The organism is Streptomyces fagopyri (genome assembly GCF_009498275.1).
Lineage (GTDB): Bacteria > Actinomycetota > Actinomycetes > Streptomycetales > Streptomycetaceae > Streptomyces > Streptomyces fagopyri.
Genome location: NZ_CP045643.1, coordinates 3,353,114 through 3,368,983 on the forward strand (window position 1 = coordinate 3,353,114; position 15,870 = coordinate 3,368,983).

Genomic DNA, 15,870 nt, shown 5'->3' on the forward strand with positions numbered 1-15,870 from the left:
TGCGACACACCTCCGACACGCTCACGCGCTCCTCACGGACAGGGCACCCCTGCCGACGTCGGAGGTCTCTGCGGAAGCATGTGGACATGCCCAAACCGAAGAGCTTCACAGCGTGGCTAATGAGGTTTTCTCAATGACCTAAACCGATCGAAATAGTGGCATCGGCGATGTCGCCAATAATCCCGACCGGCCCTCATGGAAGGGGCGGTCGGGCAGCACGCCTGCCTCGAAGAGTGCGGCGCCATCCCAGCCGCCATCGAGATGTTCGAAGGCGCCCGGGTTCGATACGAGGCGTACCGGGCGGCGCTAGGCGATGCCTGAGCCGATAGCGCGGGCCACCAGGGCTTTTGGACATGCACCTCTAGTGCTAGGGCCTGTTCGGCGGGTCGCGTCACCGGCTCCGCGCCCGACAGCAATGTCACCCGAACGGCCTAACATGACGTGTCACCCACATGGATCAACATCAAGCTGAGTGGTGTCCCAACCGAGGTATTCCGTGAAAGGCGAACCAAATGCGCATTCGACGAATCCTCGCCGCCGTCATCGCGACGGCAGCCCTCTCCGGACTCGGCATCACAGGCGCCGCCACCGCCACCGCCACAACCGCCACAGCCGCCACCGCCACCCCCGCCAGCCTCACCCCGGGTGAGTGCGAGCAAGGCGGCGGAACGGTCGATCGGTCGCACACGTCCGCGGCCAAGCTCCCGACCTGCAAGGGCGGCAAGTTCGACGGGCAGGATGTCGACTAAACCCCACTAGGCGCCCCGCAGCCACGCGCTGCGGGGCGCTCCCGGGCGAGCCGTAGCCGGGAGAGCCGCAGGTACGTGCCGACCCATAAGGGCGGTCCGAATCTCCCGGACCGCCCTCGCAGCGCGATGACACGGAGCGCTGTGCAGCGTCTCCGTCCTCTTCCAATGCCCTTGTGATCTTCGCGTTGGCGGCTTCCTCGTGGCCGTCGATGCGGCCGTGATAGCGCCGGTGGATCGCCTCGGGAGAGTTGCCGACCCGCTGGGCAACCTCGGCGATCGGCGCCCCCGCGTTCAACCACCGCGTGATGCATGCGTGCCGCAGGTCGTAGGGGCGCCCGGCCAACCGTGAGTCGACGCGCTCGGGCGGGAGCGCATACTCCCGCGCCTCCTCCCGCACCCGCCAGTAGGTGGAAGAGCCGACCACTCCCCCGCGCTCGTTGCCGAACACGCGCCCTTCGGCACCCCTCATGAGGTGCCCAAAGACACCGTCACCAGCGGAAACGCTGAGGCCGGGGTCTTCGCGTATCTACACCCCGGCCAAGCCGTATACCGCCCGAAGCGGCCGTATGTCGGGGTCTGTGGAGGGGATCTTGAGGCATCACCGCAAGTCGCTGACGCATTCCCCGGACGAGTGGTTCGGTCGGTGGTCCCCCGGGTGCCGTGGGGTCGTGCTCGGCTGCGGGGGTCTTCGGTATGACGGACTCGTCTCGGCTCCACCCACGCACACGGCACCGCAGAGGACGTTCCCGGTCTGCTTGACGGGGTGGGCTCGGATGCGCAGGACCCCGGTTGTGCCGTCAAGGGACCGTCTGCTCGGCGAGTTCCGCGGCGCTGCCCGCCCTGACCGAGATGGCGCGTCAGTGGTCGGCTGTGAATCGGCGGATGCCTCTGTATCTGGCCGGCTCCATTGTGGCCGGCACGGATCAGCCGTACGGGGATGACGATTCCTACCTGATCCACGCCCCCAGATGTCCGGCCTGACGCGACTCACCGAGGAAGCCCTCCACGAACCGGGGCTCGCCGACGATCCCACGCATTACGCCGACCTGCTGGGCACGCTGCTGAGTTTCCAGGGCGTTGAGGTCTGGGGCTAGCGGCTCGGCGGGCTGAACGGTGAGGGGTACGACGTGCCCTGCCCCCGTGCCGCGCGGAGAACTTCATCGTCTTCGGCGAGTACGGCTTCTTCTCGACCACGGACAGCATGTACATGGAGCCTTCCAGCACGGCGGGGCGTGTGCCGCTGCGGCCTCAGGCACCGGCGGCCTTGGAGGGGCCGGCCCAAAGGCTCTACGCCCGGGCCGTCATCGCCCGGTGGGGCCGATGAGACCGCAGCCGCCCATCACCGCGTGCCGTACCGATTGGCGTCCTCCAGGGAACGGCGAAGCCCCTGGACGCCTGCCCGGGGCTTCGGTCTTGGGGCACGCGACGGGCGGCGGCCTCCTGGTGGCCGTTCGGGAACTTCGTGTGGTGGTCCACGAGGATTCCGGCGTTTCGGCGGCCCCGGTTCGGGTCAGCCTGAGTTCGACTCGACCGAGTGTCCGCGCCGCGGTCGGATCGGCCTGCTCTGTCGACGGGATGGCCTTGGGCGGTGCTTCCGCATCCTCCGGATTCGCGAAGGCACGGGGAGCGAATTCCCCCTGCGAGAAGATGGCGCGTGTCTGTCCGGAGTCTGGACCCGGCTGCGGTCCGCGCCGTCCTGCCGAGGTGATGCGGGTTCCTCCCTGGTGCGTATCTGGGGCTGACGGCGCCACCAGGAGAAGCGCTTCGGGCGCCCCCTACCGGCGGGGTGCCCTCAGTGTGTCGGTCCTCAGTGCGGGGTGTCGGTGACCGGGGGCCGGGTCGCGGTCGTTCAGGCGTGCGGGGCGGTCGAGGTGCGCGGTGCCGGTGTTCGGTCGGATTTCGGTGGGGAATTCCGGGCCGTGCTTTCGGTGGGGTCGCGCACTTGAATGGTGCGGGCATCTATGAAATTCGTGCTTCTTCGCGGAAAGTTGGTGGGAGAAAGCCCCACAGAAAGCAATCGCTCATATGCGCTATTCTCGCGACGTTCCCGTCCTGCCCCACGCCGTCGCCGTCGCCGAAGTGGTTTCTGGTGATCTGGTCGCCCTCTCCACGCAGGACGTGGGGGAGAACACCTGGTACGTGGTGACGCGCACCTCGCCCGAGACGCCCGACACCATTCGACTGACCTTTCGGCCGCCCCTCGGGGGAAGAGATCACGACGAGGTGTTCGAGCGAGGGCTTCAACTGGTCCTCGGGGAACGCCGGATGGATGTCTCGGCCATTCCGGAGGTCATTGCTGACGACCTCGATGCCGTGGAATTCCAGGACGGGGACCGCGTCACCTCGCTGCGCGTCGTGGACCCCCGGGCCGTCGAGGAGCCGTACACCCGTAGGTGGGGCCGGTGGTACCGGGATCTGGACAGCGGGGCCCAGGAGCCGCTCTCGGACGCGGAGTTGCGGGAGCGGGGTGCCCCGGACGTCCGGCAGGAGCACGTCGTCCGCCATCATCCGCGTCCGCGTCGGACCGCCCGGGCGCGTGCGCCGCGCCGGGTCGTCGTCACCGGGCTCGGCGCCCTGACGCCCCTCGGTGTCGGAGTCGGGGAACTGTGGCAGGGGCTGCTGGAAGGGCGTTGCGGAATCAGGGAGTTGGAGGGTGAGGAGTTCGCCGGGCTTCCGGTGCGGATCGCGGGGACCGTGCCCGTGGACCCGGCCGGGCTGCTGCCCCGGCCGCAGGCGCGGCGGATGAACCGGTCCGCCCAGTTCGCGGTGCTCGCCGCCCGCGAGGCCTGGCGGGACGCCGGATTCGACCCGGCCGGCACGAGGGAGAGCGGGCTCGCACCCGAGCGGGTCGGTGTCTCGGTCGGCGCCATCCTCGGCGACGCCTCCGTCCTGGTCGGCGGCGACCGCCGGCTGCGCGAACGCGGACCGCGCGCGGTCTCCCCGCTCACCACGCCGATGACCGTGCCCTCGCAGGCCGCGTCGCAGGTGTCGCTCGCCCTGCGCATCACCGGCGAGGCCCGCACCGTGACCAGCGCGTGCGCCTCCGGCACCGAGGCCATCGGGCAGGCCGTCGACCGGATCCGGTACGGGCACGTCGACCTCGCCCTCGCCGGGGGCGCCGAGGCCGTGGTCACCCCGGCGATCATGGCCTCCTTCGCCGCGATGCGCGCGCTGTCCGCCCACCCGATCGGATCCACCAGCCCCTCCCGGCCGTTCGCCACCGATCGCGACGGCTTCGTGAACGGCGAGGGCGCCGGGTTCCTGCTCCTGGAGGCCGAGGAGCACGCCCGGGCACGCGGGGCGCGCGTCTACTGCGAGGCCGCGGGCTGGGGCCTGTCCGCGGACGCCCACCACATGGCCGCACCCGACCCGTCCGGCAGCGGCGTCGCGCTGGCGCTGCGCCGGGCCGTCCAGGACGCGGGCGCCCACATCGTCGACGTCGTCCACGTCAACGCGCACGCCACCGCCACCGTCGACGGCGATCTCGCCGAGGCGGGCGCCCTGCGCGCGGTGTTCGGCCGGCGCGTGCCCGTGACCGCGCTCAAGGGGCACCTCGGCCATCTCCAGGGAGCCGCGGGCGGGGTGGAGGCCGTCGCCACGGTGCTCACCCTCCATCACGGTCTCATCCCGCCCACCATCGGCTGTGCCGTCCAGGACGACGCCATCGACCTGGACGTGGTGACCAAGAGCCCGCGCGCCCTCCCCACCCGCGGCGACCTCGCCCTCAGCAACTCGTTCGGATTCGGGGGCCACAACGCCGTGTTGGCGTTTCGCCGGACGCCTTGACGGGGTGCCGGCCGGCGGCCGACGCGTCTCAGGCGGAGGCGCGCTTGCGGGGCGTCGCCTTCTTCGCGGTCGCGGCGTTCTTCTTGGCGGCCGTCTTCTTGGCCGCGCCCTTGGTGGCCCTCTCGGACGTCGACTTCGTGGCCGTCCGGGCGGTGGTCCCGGAGGTCTGCTTCGCCGTGGTCCTCTTCGCCGTCTTCTTCGCCGCCGTCTTCTTCGCGGTCGACGTGGACTTCTTCCCGCCGACCGCCTTCGGCGCCGTACGGGCCGACCTGCGGGCCGGGAGCGGGGTGACCTCGCCGCTCCCGCCGCTCCCGCCGCTCTCCCCGGCCTTCCCGCCGGTCCGCTCCCCCGCTCTCGCGCCCGTCGCCCCGCCCGTCTCCTCGCCGCGGGACTCCTTGGCCGCGCGCACGCTCTTCTCCAGGGCGGCCATCAGGTCGAGCACCTTGCCGCCCGCCTTCTCCCCCGCGGGCGCGGCCGGCGCCTGTTCGCCGGAGGCCTTGGCCGCGATCAGCTCCTCCACGGCCTCCCGGTAGTCGTCGTGCAGGTCCGCGAGGTCGACCTCCCCGAGGGTGTCCATGAGGGCGTCGGCCAGGTCGAGTTCCTGGTCGCGTACGGTCACGCTCGCGTCGGGGGCCACCTCGTCCGTACCGCGGATCTCGTCCGGCCACAGCAGCCCGTGCATGGCGATCACGTCGTCCACCACCCGCAGCATCCCGAGCCGCTCGCGTCCGCGCAGCGCGAACTTCGCGATGGCGACCTTCTGGCTGCGTTTGAGGGCCTCGCGCAGCAGGATGTACGGCTTGGTGGCGGGGACGCCGTTCGCGGACAGGTAGTAGGCCGTGTCCATCTGCAGCGGGTCGATCCGGTCGGCCGGTACGAAGGCCACGATCTCGATCGTCCTGGTGGTCGGGATCGGCAGCGAGGCCAGGTCCTCGTCCGTGACGGGGATCAGCGAACCGTCGCCGTCCTCGTACGCCTTGCCGATCTCACCCCCTGTGACCTCGCGGTCCTCCAGTTCGCAGAACTTCCGGTACCGGATGCGGCCGCCGTCGTCGAGGTGGACCTGGCGGAAGGAGATCGAGTGGCTCTCCGTGGCGTTCACGAGCTTGATCGGGATGCTGACCAGCCCGAAGGAGATGGCGCCGTTCCAGATGGATCGCACGTGCAGCACCTTCCTGACACGGATTCGAGAGGTCCGACACGGATGTCGCGAGGTGTGGTCGAAGCCAGGCTAGACGCGTGTTCGCGACAGCACATCCGCTGGCGGGCCACCGGGCGCCGCGTCCACGGTTCCGTGCGACGCTCGACCCATGACGCCGATCACCGAGGTGGAGGGCCGGCGGCTCACGCTCACCAACCTGGAGAAGGTCGTCTACCCGGCGGCCGGTTTCACGAAGGGCGAGGTCCTGCACTACTGTGCGACGGCCGCGGCCCCTCTGCTGGCTCACCTCCGCGACCGGCCGGTCTCCTTCCTCCGCTATCCCGACGGCCCGGACGGTCCGGTCTTCTTCACCAAGAACGTGCCGCCCGGCACCCCCGCCTGGGTCGGGACCGCCGAGGTCCCCCGGACGGAGGGACCCGCCCGTATGGTCCTGGTCCAGGACCTCGCCTCGCTCATGTGGGCCGCGAACCTCGTCACCGAGTTCCACACGCCGCAGTGGCGGGCGGACGCGCCCGGCGAGGCGGACCGACTGGTGTTCGACCTCGACCCGGGCGCGCCCGCGACGGTCGTCGAGTGCTGCGAGGTCGCCCTGTGGCTGCGGGAGCGGCTGGCGGCGGACGGGATCGCGGCGTACGCGAAGACGTCCGGCTCGAAGGGGCTGCATCTGCTGGCGGCGTTGGTGCCGGTGGCGTCCGAGGACGTCAGCTCGTACGCGAAGGCGCTCGCCGTCGAGGCGGAGCGCGCGCTGCCGCGACTGGTCACGCACCGGATGACGAAGAGTCTTCGGCCGGGGAAGGTCTTCGTCGACCACAGCCAGAACGCCGCGCGCAAGACCACGGCGACGCCGTACACGCTGCGGGCCCGGGCCACGCCCACCGTCTCCGCGCCCGTCACCTGGGACGAGGTCGCGGACTGCGACGAGCCGGGGCGGCTCGTCTTCCACGCCCACGACATCGCGCCGCGGCTGGAGCGGTACGGCGATCTGCTGGCGCCGCTGCTGGATCGGGGGCGCGCGCACGCCCTGCCGTGAACGGCGGACGCGTGCGCGCACGCCCTGCTGTGAACGGCGGACGCCTCCCGCACGCCCTGCCGTGAACGGCGGACGCGTGCGCGCACGCCCTGCTGTGAACGGCGGACGCCTCCCGCACGCCCTGCCGGCGTGGCGGGACGCCGTGAGAGGCCGCACCTCCGCGCCCCACGCACCCGCCCGCCACGCATCCGCCCGCCTCGCCTCGCCTCAAGTCGCCCGCCATCCGGCCCGCACGGACAATGAACAGCGACAGAGCACGGGGGCAGCGCCCGCCGGGGCAGAGCAGGGCACGGCAGGTCACGCCAGGGCAGGCGGGGTGGGGCCGGGCCGCCGGGCGTTCAGCGCGGGACCGACAGAGGCAGCGCAGGTGTGTGGCCGCGTGCCACCCGGGGTGGTGGGCGCCTGCCGGCGAGGTGGCGATGATGCCGACGTGGCGACTGCGGGACTTCCACGACGATGATCTCGACCAGGCGATCCAGATATGGGACCAGAACCGGCAGGCGGACGACGCCGGCGCCGTCTTCCCGGTCTCCGAGGTCATGGCGGCGGCCCGGAACTGCGGCCCCGCCGTGGTCGCCGTGGCCGGGAACGACATGGTGGGCATGGCGGTGGCACAGGTCCAGGGCGAACGGGCCTGGATCACGCTGGTGGCGCTGTCCGCCGCGTGGCGGGACCGGGGTATCGGCAGCGCCCTGATCGGCGAACTCGAACGACGGCTGCGGGCCCAGGACGTACGCCGGATCGGGGCCCTGCTCACCCCGGGGGCCACCGGGACGACGGCCCTGGAGAACTCCGGCTACCGGGCGCGCACCGGGCTGGTCCTCTACGAGAAGGTCGAGCATCTCGGCGCGGGCGAGGCGGGGCTGCTCGCGGAGCTCGGCGGCAGGCTGCAGCCGAGCGGGCTCTGGCGCGCGCTCGCCGGGATGGAACGGGAGAAGGACGCCATCGAGCGGCGGATCGTGCTGCCGCTGGCCGAGCCCGCGCTGGCCGACCGGTACGGGGTGGCGCCGCCGAAGGCCGTCATCCTCTTCGGGCCTCCGGGCACCGGGAAGACCAGTTTCGCGAAGGCGGTCGCCTCCCGGCTGGAGTGGCCGTTCGTGGAGCTCTTCCCGTCCCGGCTGGCGGCGGGCGCCGAAGGGCTGGCCGCGTCGCTGCGGGACACTTTCGCCGAGCTGGCGGAACTGGAGACGGTGGTGCTGTTCATCGACGAGGTCGAGGAGATCGCGGGCGCCCGGTCCGGCCTCGCCGTCGATCCCGGCCACGGCGTCACCAACGAACTGCTCAAGCTGATCCCCGGTTTCCGTGACCACGACGAGCGGTTGCTGATCTGCGCCACGAACTCCGTGCGCTCGCTGGACCAGGCGTTCCTGCGGCCCGGACGGTTCGACTACGTCATCCCGGTGGGACCCCCGGATCCGGCCGCCCGGGAGGCCATCTGGCGGCGTTATCTCGGGCCCGCCGCCGACCGGGTCGAGCTGCACCGGCTGGTGGCGGCGAGTGAGATGTTCACCCCCGCCGACATCGAGTTCGCCGCCCGCAAAGGCGCCCAGGCCGCGTTCGAGCGCGAGATCACCGACCGCCGGGGGACGCCGGCCGGCACCGAGGACTACCTGGCGGCCGTCGCCGACACCCGCCCGACCCTCACCGCGCAGGCCCTGACCGAGTTCGAGGAGGACATCGAGCGTCACGTGCGGATGTGACACCGCCGCCGCGTACGGCCTCCGTACGGAAGTCGTACGCAGCCGTTCGCAGGCGTACGCCGGCCGTACGGAGGACCAACGGGAGCGACGAGACCGGCCGCCCGTCCACCTGCGGACACCCCGTCCGTCGTCCCGCCCGGCGGAACCGGCTGCCCGGCGCGCCTGTCACCGGCCGTGGTCCGGAGGAACCGACCGTCCGGCGCACCTGCCACCGGCCACCGAACGCCCGGCGCACCTGCCACCGGCCGCCGAACGCCCGTGCATCCGGCGGACCGGGGGGACGCGTCGCGGGCGGCCGGGGCCTCCTCACAGCCTCAGCCACGTGTGCCGGTCGCGGGCCATCGCGTGCAGGGCCTCCACGTCCGCCGGCTTCAGGACCCCTCCCAGCCGGGCCAGGGACGACAGTTCGCTGTCCTGGAGCACGCGCAGGTCACGGAGCGGTGCGAGGACGGCGAGAGCGGCGGGGCCCGCCAGCGCCAGCACGGGGTGGACCTCGGCGGTGAGCGCGTACGAGGCCCGGTCGGCGTCGGTACGGACCTGCCGGAGCAGCGGACGCGCCTCGCGGCGGCCGACCGTGACCATGGGGTCGGTGACCAGGACCCGCTGCTTGCGGGCGTGGAGGGCGCGGACGGCGAAGAGACCCCCGGGACCGATGACCAGATGGTGGATTCGGGCGCCGCCGGGCAGGGGGACCGAGTGCAGGGTGTGCCAGCCCCCGCCCTCCATGCGGTCGAGGGCGTCGCCGACGGCCTGCTCGGCGGCGAGCGCGCGGCGGCGCGGGTCGGGACGCAGCCGGTGCGGCGGTCCCGGGTCCCGGTCGAGGGCGACGACCAGGGCCTCGCCGGGCCGGTTGGGCGCGAGGTCGTCGTCCGGACGGAGAGTGAGGCGGGCCAGTTCCGCCGGGGTGGGGACCGGGGGCGGTCCCACGGTCACCGGGCCGGTGAGGAACGGGGCGAGCGTGTCGAGCACGTCCTCCCGCCGGTCCTCGCTGAGCAGGTTGACCCGGGCCGTGTCACGGTCGTACCAGGCGACGTTCCTCCCGTCGGTCAGGCACACGTAGAGGCGCTCCTGTCCGTGGCGCCAGGCCGGTACGACCCGCAGTCCGTTCATGCCCCATCACCCCATGACCATGGGAACAGGCGGGGTGCTCCAGGGGCAAGAACCCGGTTACCTTTGTGAGCAGTTGGGGGAGTTGTGGGAGGCGCCGTTGCGGACTCGCAGAAAGCAACCCGATGTACCCGCTCCGCAGAACCCGTGGAGCGAGATCGTGCCAGGCCTGTGGATGGGCGGGCACGCGTTCGCGGGGCGCTCCGGGGAGCCGGAGTTCGCCGTCGTACACGATGAGTTCGACCTGGTCCTGACGCTGCTGCGGCTGCCGGGGCACGGTCCGGACCCGGGCGTCGAGCACCATGTGTGGCCGATCCCGGACGGCCCCCTGGACGGCACCCAGCTGGCGGGCGTGATCCGTCTCGCGCGGGCCGCGGACGACGCGTTGGAGGAGGGGCGCCGGGTCCTGGTCCGCTGCTACCACGGCTACAACCGGTCGGGGCTCGTCGTGGCGCACGCGCTGGTCCTCGCCGGGCACAGTTCCGACGAGGCGATACGGCTGATCCGGGGCCGGCGCTCGCCGTGGGCCCTGCACAACGAACTGTTCGTGGAGTACCTGCGGGCCGGACTCCCCACCGCCCGGCTCCTGGAGGAACTGGCGGAGTAGCGGGGCACCGGCGGAAACGGTCCGGCGCGGGCGGGAAGCAGGGAGGGGGCCGGAGAGGCGGCGGACGGGAGAACCGGCGGAACCGGGGGCTCCGGCCGGCCATCCGCTCGCGAACAAAAAGGACTTCCGTATGAATAAGGTGTAGGGCGTCGGTTCCGTCGGTTTCCCGCGGGCCTCGCGCACCGAGCCGTCCCCCGGCCCCGGACCGGGGCCGGCCCGGACGCAGGAGAGCAGTGACCCCCACTCGGCCCAGCCGTCTCCCGCTCGCCGCCCTCACCGCCGCGCTGGTGGCGGTCCTGGCCGGCTGTGGCGACTCCGGTGCGCTGCGCGCCGCGGGTGAGACGCCCACCGCCGTCGGCCCCGCCAGACTCTGGCCGGAGCTGCCTCCCGCGTCGATGCCCGCCCTCGACTACGGCGAGGCCGACACCGAGACGGTCAAGGGTGTCACCGCGCCGGGCGACGACATGCACAAGGTGAATCCGCTCGACGTGGTGCGCGCCGAGGTGGCCGCGCACCCGGACGAGTACTCCGGCGCGCACGCCTCGTACGCGCCGACGGCCCGGCAGCTGGAGGACTGCGGGAAGAAGGGCGCCCCGGGCGAGGCGTGCCCGGTCCTGAAGGCGTACTACCGCGATCTCACCGGCGACGGGAAGGACGACATGGTGCTCGGCATCCGCTTCCCCCACGACCAGCTGGCCGTACGTGTGTACGCCTTCCTGGACCACAGGCTGGTGCAGGTCATGGGCACCTCGGACAGCGTGGTCAGCGTGGAGCTCGCGGGCCGCCAGGTGATCATCCGTTCGCCCTCGACCCTGCCGGGCTACGAGTTCCGCACGGTGTGGACCTGGGACGCCCACCAGAACGCGATGCTGGCGACCCGCGACGAGATCCTCCGTGTGGGCACCCCCTCCCCCACCCGCGCCACCACCCCCACACCCGCGCCCGTCCCGCCGCCGTCCGCGTCCGCGCCCCCGTTCACGACGTCCGGCCCGTCGGCGAGCGGTTCGTGACGCGCCGCCGACGGCGCCCGCGCACCGCACGGGGCCCGCGGGTCGTGCGCGCCCTGCGGGCCTTCTGCCGTGTCCCCCACTGGACCGCCACCCTCACCTGGAAGGCGACCGCCTTCCTCGCGGTGATGTGCTGCGGCCTCGCCGCCCTCCTCGGCATCCTCGTGCACGTGTCGGTGACCAACCAGACCGTCGGCGAGGCCCGCGGCCGCGCGCTCGACCGGCTGACCGAGGTGACGGCGTCGTACGAGGAGGGCGACCGGCTGCCGCCCGGCGCGGGCGTCGACCTGCCGGGGCTGCCCGCCGCGCTGCGCGAACTGGCCACCGACGGCCACCGCGGCACGATGGTCGGCGACCAGGACACGCACCCCACCATGTGGGCGGCCGGACCCGCCGGCCGGGGGCGGGCGATCACCGTGCAGTTCGACTACGCGCAGGGCGCCCACGCCATCGACGCCCTGGACCGGGCGATCGTGTGGTCCTCGGCACTGGCGATCGGCGCGACGCTGCTGGTGGGGGCGTTCGCGGTGACCCGGGTGACCCGGCGACTGCACGCGACGGCGAGGGTGGCCCGGCGGATCAGCGCCGGCGACCTGGACGCGCGCGTCAACGACCCCCGTACCGTCCATGACTTCCGGGGCGTCCACGACCCCCGTACCGTCGTCGACGCCCGTACGCAGCGCCCGCCGCGGCCCCAGGACGAGGTGGCCGCGGTCGCCGGCGCGCTCGACACGATGGCGGCCTCGCTGCAGAGCAAGCTGCTGAGCGAGCAGCGCTTCACCGCGGACGTGGCGCACGAGCTGCGCACCCCGCTGACCGGGCTGCACGCGGCGGCCGAGCTGCTGCCGCCGGGCCGCCCGACCGAGCTGGTGCGCGACCGGGTCGCCACGCTGCGCACGCTCACCGAGGATCTGCTGGAGATCTCCCGCCTGGACGCCGGACGGGAACGCCTGGAACTGGACTCGGAGCCGCTGGCCCCGCTGGCGGGCCGGGTGGTGCGGGCGTCGGGGACGAAGACCGGGGTCCAGGTCGTACGGGACACGCGGGTGGAGACCGACCGGCGCCGTCTGGAACGGGTGCTCGGGAATCTGGTGGCCAACGCGCACAAGCACGGCAGGGTTCCGGTGGTGCTCACCGTCGACGGCCCGGTGGTGACCGTACGGGACCACGGTGACGGCTATCCGGAGTACCTGCTGGAGCACGGGCCGCAGCGGTTCCGTACCGAGGGCGGCTCCAAGGGTCATGGTCTCGGCCTGACGATCGCGCTCGGCCAGGCGGAGGTACTGGGCGCGCGGCTGGTCTTCGCCAACGCTCCCGACGGCGGCGCGCTGGCGACCTTGACGCTCCCTCAGGACGAAGAAGGTCAACGGGCCGAGCGGGAGGACGGGGAGGAGCGGGACGAGGGAGCAGGACGGAAAGGGCGGGAAGGGCGGAACGACCGGCGCGGGCGGAACGACGAGTACGGGCGGAACGACGGGTACGGCGACGGCGGCCCCTGAGCGCCCCCGAATCCTTCGCCCCGAGCCCTTCGTCCCCGAACACGATGAACCCCGGCGAGGTACACCGAAACGGCCCGTTCGTCACCACATAACAGGACATCAGCTCCACCACTTGCTACGTTCCGGACATGATTCAGCCCGGAATGCCCGGTTCGGACGGAACGGCCGGACCAACGGGACCAACCGGAAACTCCGGAACAGCCGGGACGGCCGGAACCACCGGAACCACCGGTACGGCCGTCGTGGCGGATCCGCCCCCGCCCCTCCCCTCCGCACGCCTCGCCCGGCGCCGCGGGATCGAGTTCACGCTCATCGTCGTCGCCGTGCTGCTCTCCGTGTACGGCTACTGCGCGGTCGGACTCGCCCGGCACGGCACCGTCCCGCCCGGCGCCGCCGGTTACGGCGCGGGACTCGGCGTGCTGGCGCTGCTCGCGCATGTCGCGGTACGGCTGCGGGCGCCGTACGCCGATCCGCTGCTGCTGCCGATCGCCGTCCTGCTGAACGGGCTCGGTCTGGTGCTGATCTACCGCCTCGACCTGGAGACCCCCGGCGACCCGGCCGCCCCGATCCAGCTCATCTGGTCGACCCTCGGTGTCGCGCTCTTCATCGTGGTCGTGCTCTTCCTGCGCGACCACCGCGTCCTGCAGCGTTACACCTACGTCTCGGTCGTCACCGCGCTCGCGCTGCTCCTGCTGCCGATCCTCTTCCCCGCCGTGAACGGCGCCCGGATCTGGATCCGGATCGCCGGATTCTCCATCCAGCCGGGCGAGTTCGCGAAGGTGCTCCTCGCGGTCTTCTTCGCCGGTTACCTCGCGGCCAACCGCAACGCGCTCACGCACGCGGGCCGCCCCCTCCTGGGCTTCATCCGGCTGCAGCTGCCCACCGGCCGCGTCCTCGGCCCGATCGTCACGGTCTGGCTGCTGAGCGTGCTGGTACTCGTCCTGGAGCGGGACCTGGGCACATCGCTGCTGTTCTTCGGCCTGTTCGTGATCCTGCTGTACATCGCCACCGGCCGCACCGGCTGGATCGCGGTCGGCCTGCTGCTCGCCTGTGCGGGCGCCATGGCCGTGGGCCGGCTGGAGCCGCACGTCCACGGGCGGGTACAGGACTGGCTGCACCCCTTCGCCTCGATCGACGCGGGGCTCGGGCCCAACCAACTCGCCCAGTCCCTCTTCGCGTTCGCCGCCGGCGGCATGCTCGGTACCGGTCTCGGACTCGGCCACTCCATCCTGATCGGCTTCGCCGCCAAGTCGGACTTCATCCTCGCCACCGCAGGCGAGGAGCTGGGCCTGTCCGGGCTCTCGGCGATCTTCCTCCTCTACGCGCTCCTCGTGGAGCGCGGCTACCGGGCCGGACTCGCCCTGCGCGACCCCTTCGGGCGGCTCCTCGCGATCGGCCTCGCCTCGATCGTGGCGCTCCAGGTCTTCGTGATCGCCGGCGGTGTGACCGGTCTGATCCCGCTGACCGGCATGGCGATGCCGTTCCTCGCCCAGGGCGGCTCCTCGGTCGTCACCAACTGGATCATCGTCGCGCTGCTGATCCGGATCAGCGATTCGGCACGCAGTCAGTACGACGGGACGGCGGCGCCGTGAGCCGCCGGAAGGACTCACCATGACCAAGTACATCCGCAGGGCCGCCGCCCTGTGCGCCGTGCTGCTCGTCGCCCTCCTCGTGAACGCCGCGCGCGTCCAGGTCGTCCGGGGCGGGGCGTACGACGACAACCCGGCCAACCGCCGTCAGTCGATCGCGCGGTACGGGCAGCCACGCGGCGACATCCTGGTCGGCGGCCGGCCCGTCACCGGCTCCAGGGACACCGGGGAGCAGCTCCGCTACGAGCGGACGTACACGGACGGCCCGCTGTACGCGCCCGTGACGGGCTTCGCCTCGCAGGTGTACGGCAGGACGTCCCTGGAGAGCACCGAGGACGGCATCCTCTCCGGCACCGATCCGATGCTCTCGCCGCTTCCGCTGTGGAACGACGTCACGCGCGCCCGCAACCCCGGTGGCCAGGTCGTCACCACCCTCGACCCGGCCGCGCAGCGGGCGGCCTACGAGGGGCTGGGCCGGCGCCGGGGCGCGGTCGCCGCCATCCAGCCGTCGACGGGAAGGATCCTGGCGCTGGTCTCGACGCCCTCCTACGACCCCGGGCTGCTGTCGGGGACAGGCACGGCGGTGACGGACGCGTGGCGGCGGCTGAACGCGGCGCCGGACAAGCCGATGCTCAACCGGGCGATCCGGCAGACCTATCCGCCGGGGTCGACGTTCAAGGTGGTGACGGCCGCGGCGGCGCTGGAGACCGGCGTGGTCACGGATGTCGACGATTCGACCGACTCCCCCGATCCGTACACGCTGCCCGGCAGTACGACCTGGCTGACGAACGAGACGGAGGGCTGCGCGGACGCGTCGCTGCGGTACGCCTTCGAGTGGTCGTGCAACACGGTCTTCGCCAAGCTCGGCGTGGACGTGGGACTGCGTGACATGACCCGCACGGCGGCCGCCTTCGGCTTCAACGACAAGAAGCTGCGGATCCCGTTCCTGGCCGCGCCCAGCAATTTCGACACCCGCCTCGACAGGGCGCAGCTGGCGCTCTCCTCCATCGGCCAGTTCGACACGCGGGCCACGCCCCTGCAGATGGCGATGGTCTCGGCGGCCGTGGCGAGCGGCGGGACGGTCAAGTCGCCCTATCTGGTGGAACGCAGGAAAGGACTGGACGGGATGACCGTCGCGAGGACCGGCCCGCGCACGCTCCGCCAGGCGATGAGCCCGGTGACGGCCGCGCGGATGCGCCGGCTGATGACGGACGTGGTGACGGACGGCACCGGCGCGAACGCCGCGATTCCGGGGGCGACCGTCGGCGGCAAGACCGGGACCGCCCAGCACGGCATCGACAACCTGGGGCTGCCGTACGCCTGGTTCATCTCCTGGGCCCAGGCGGACGACTCGCTGCAGCCCGCGGTGGCGGTCGCGGTCGTCGTCGAGGACGCGGCGGCGGACCGGGGCGACATCAGCGGGGGCGGCGACGCGGCGCCGATCGCGAGGTCCGTGATGGAGGCGGTGCTGGGGTTCCGTGACGGGGGCGGGGACGCGGGCGGAGGCGGGGACGCGGGCGGCGCCGGCGGCAACGGCAACGAGGACGGGAGCGACAACGGGAGCGGTGACGGGCGTCATGGAGGTCGGTTCCGGCCGGAATGAGATATCCGGCCTGAATCGGCGTACTGATGGG

Annotated in this window: 12 protein-coding genes and 1 pseudogene; 10 read left to right on the top strand and 3 right to left on the bottom strand. The window is 72.3% G+C overall.

What is annotated here, in order from left to right; all coding sequences use genetic code 11:
- The first annotated feature begins 512 nt into the window (after positions 1–512).
- Positions 513–749, top strand: a complete 237-nt coding sequence (locus GFH48_RS14250) for a hypothetical protein (protein ID WP_153288630.1) — start codon at positions 513–515, stop codon at positions 747–749.
- A gap of 160 nt (positions 750–909) precedes the next feature.
- On the opposite strand, the pseudogene GFH48_RS39130 reads toward GFH48_RS14250, so the two are convergent.
- Positions 910–1,206 (bottom strand): annotated as a pseudogene (locus GFH48_RS39130) (tyrosine-type recombinase/integrase); the annotation flags it as partial.
- A 511-nt stretch (positions 1,207–1,717) separates the two neighbouring features.
- Here GFH48_RS39130 and GFH48_RS39715 point away from each other — a divergent pair.
- Both GFH48_RS39715 and GFH48_RS14260 read left to right on the top strand, forming a co-directional pair.
- Complete coding sequence (locus GFH48_RS39715; RefSeq protein WP_265590173.1) at positions 1,718–1,843, top strand: hypothetical protein; 126 nt, start codon at positions 1,718–1,720, stop codon at positions 1,841–1,843.
- 931 nt (positions 1,844–2,774) lie between these two features.
- Positions 2,775–4,535: a beta-ketoacyl-[acyl-carrier-protein] synthase family protein gene (locus tag GFH48_RS14260; RefSeq protein ID WP_153288631.1), complete on the top strand. Its 1,761-nt coding sequence runs from the start codon at positions 2,775–2,777 to the stop codon at positions 4,533–4,535.
- Positions 4,536–4,563: 28 nt separating this feature from the next.
- Here GFH48_RS14260 and ku read toward each other — a convergent pair whose 3' ends face one another.
- Positions 4,564–5,697 carry a non-homologous end joining protein Ku gene (gene ku, locus GFH48_RS14265; RefSeq protein ID WP_194280585.1) on the bottom strand — a complete coding sequence of 378 codons (1,134 nt, stop codon included), beginning with the start codon at positions 5,695–5,697 and terminating at the stop codon, positions 4,564–4,566.
- Positions 5,698–5,845: 148 nt separating this feature from the next.
- On the opposite strand from ku, the gene ligD reads away from it, so the two are divergent.
- Both ligD and GFH48_RS14275 read left to right on the top strand, forming a co-directional pair.
- Positions 5,846–6,727: a non-homologous end-joining DNA ligase gene (gene ligD, locus GFH48_RS14270; RefSeq protein WP_153288633.1), complete on the top strand. Its 882-nt coding sequence runs from the start codon at positions 5,846–5,848 to the stop codon at positions 6,725–6,727.
- 422 nt (positions 6,728–7,149) lie between these two features.
- A complete protein-coding gene (locus GFH48_RS14275) occupies positions 7,150–8,427 on the top strand; it encodes an ATP-binding protein (RefSeq protein ID WP_153288634.1) in 1,278 nt (425 codons plus the stop codon).
- A 306-nt stretch (positions 8,428–8,733) separates the two neighbouring features.
- On the opposite strand, the gene GFH48_RS14280 is transcribed toward GFH48_RS14275, so the two are convergent.
- On the bottom strand, positions 8,734–9,537 hold the full coding sequence (locus GFH48_RS14280) for a nuclease-related domain-containing protein (protein WP_153288635.1): 804 nt from the start codon (positions 9,535–9,537) through the stop codon (positions 8,734–8,736).
- Positions 9,538–9,634: 97 nt separating this feature from the next.
- On the opposite strand from GFH48_RS14280, the gene GFH48_RS14285 reads away from it, so the two are divergent.
- The 5 genes from GFH48_RS14285 (at position 9,635) to GFH48_RS14305 (ending at position 15,839) form a co-directional block, all read left to right on the top strand.
- A complete protein-coding gene (locus GFH48_RS14285; protein WP_153288636.1) occupies positions 9,635–10,141 on the top strand; it encodes a protein-tyrosine phosphatase family protein in 507 nt (168 codons plus the stop codon).
- A gap of 233 nt (positions 10,142–10,374) precedes the next feature.
- Positions 10,375–11,151 (top strand): hypothetical protein, encoded by a 777-nt coding sequence (locus GFH48_RS14290; protein WP_153288637.1) that lies wholly within the window; start codon positions 10,375–10,377, stop codon positions 11,149–11,151.
- Between the two features lie 125 nt (positions 11,152–11,276).
- Positions 11,277–12,647 (top strand): sensor histidine kinase, encoded by a 1,371-nt coding sequence (locus tag GFH48_RS14295; RefSeq protein WP_153292905.1) that lies wholly within the window; start codon positions 11,277–11,279, stop codon positions 12,645–12,647.
- Between the two features lie 242 nt (positions 12,648–12,889).
- Positions 12,890–14,239, top strand: a complete 1,350-nt coding sequence (locus tag GFH48_RS14300; RefSeq protein ID WP_153292906.1) for an FtsW/RodA/SpoVE family cell cycle protein — start codon at positions 12,890–12,892, stop codon at positions 14,237–14,239.
- A 19-nt stretch (positions 14,240–14,258) separates the two neighbouring features.
- Entirely contained in the window at positions 14,259–15,839 is a 1,581-nt protein-coding gene (locus GFH48_RS14305) for a penicillin-binding transpeptidase domain-containing protein (protein WP_153288638.1), read from the top strand.
- The last annotated feature ends 31 nt before the right edge of the window (positions 15,840–15,870 follow it).

Coding starts and splice junctions, on each gene's coding strand:
- ligD (WP_153288633.1), top strand. CDS start 5,846: ATGACGCCGATCACCGAGGTGGAGGGCCGGCGGCTCACGCTCACCAAC.
- GFH48_RS39715 (WP_265590173.1), top strand. CDS start 1,718: ATGTCCGGCCTGACGCGACTCACCGAGGAAGCCCTCCACGAACCGGGG.
- GFH48_RS14280 (WP_153288635.1), bottom strand. CDS start 9,537: ATGAACGGACTGCGGGTCGTACCGGCCTGGCGCCACGGACAGGAGCGC.
- GFH48_RS14260 (WP_153288631.1), top strand. CDS start 2,775: ATGCGCTATTCTCGCGACGTTCCCGTCCTGCCCCACGCCGTCGCCGTC.
- GFH48_RS14295 (WP_153292905.1), top strand. CDS start 11,277: ATGTGCTGCGGCCTCGCCGCCCTCCTCGGCATCCTCGTGCACGTGTCG.
- GFH48_RS14250 (WP_153288630.1), top strand. CDS start 513: ATGCGCATTCGACGAATCCTCGCCGCCGTCATCGCGACGGCAGCCCTC.
- GFH48_RS14305 (WP_153288638.1), top strand. CDS start 14,259: ATGACCAAGTACATCCGCAGGGCCGCCGCCCTGTGCGCCGTGCTGCTC.
- GFH48_RS14275 (WP_153288634.1), top strand. CDS start 7,150: ATGCCGACGTGGCGACTGCGGGACTTCCACGACGATGATCTCGACCAG.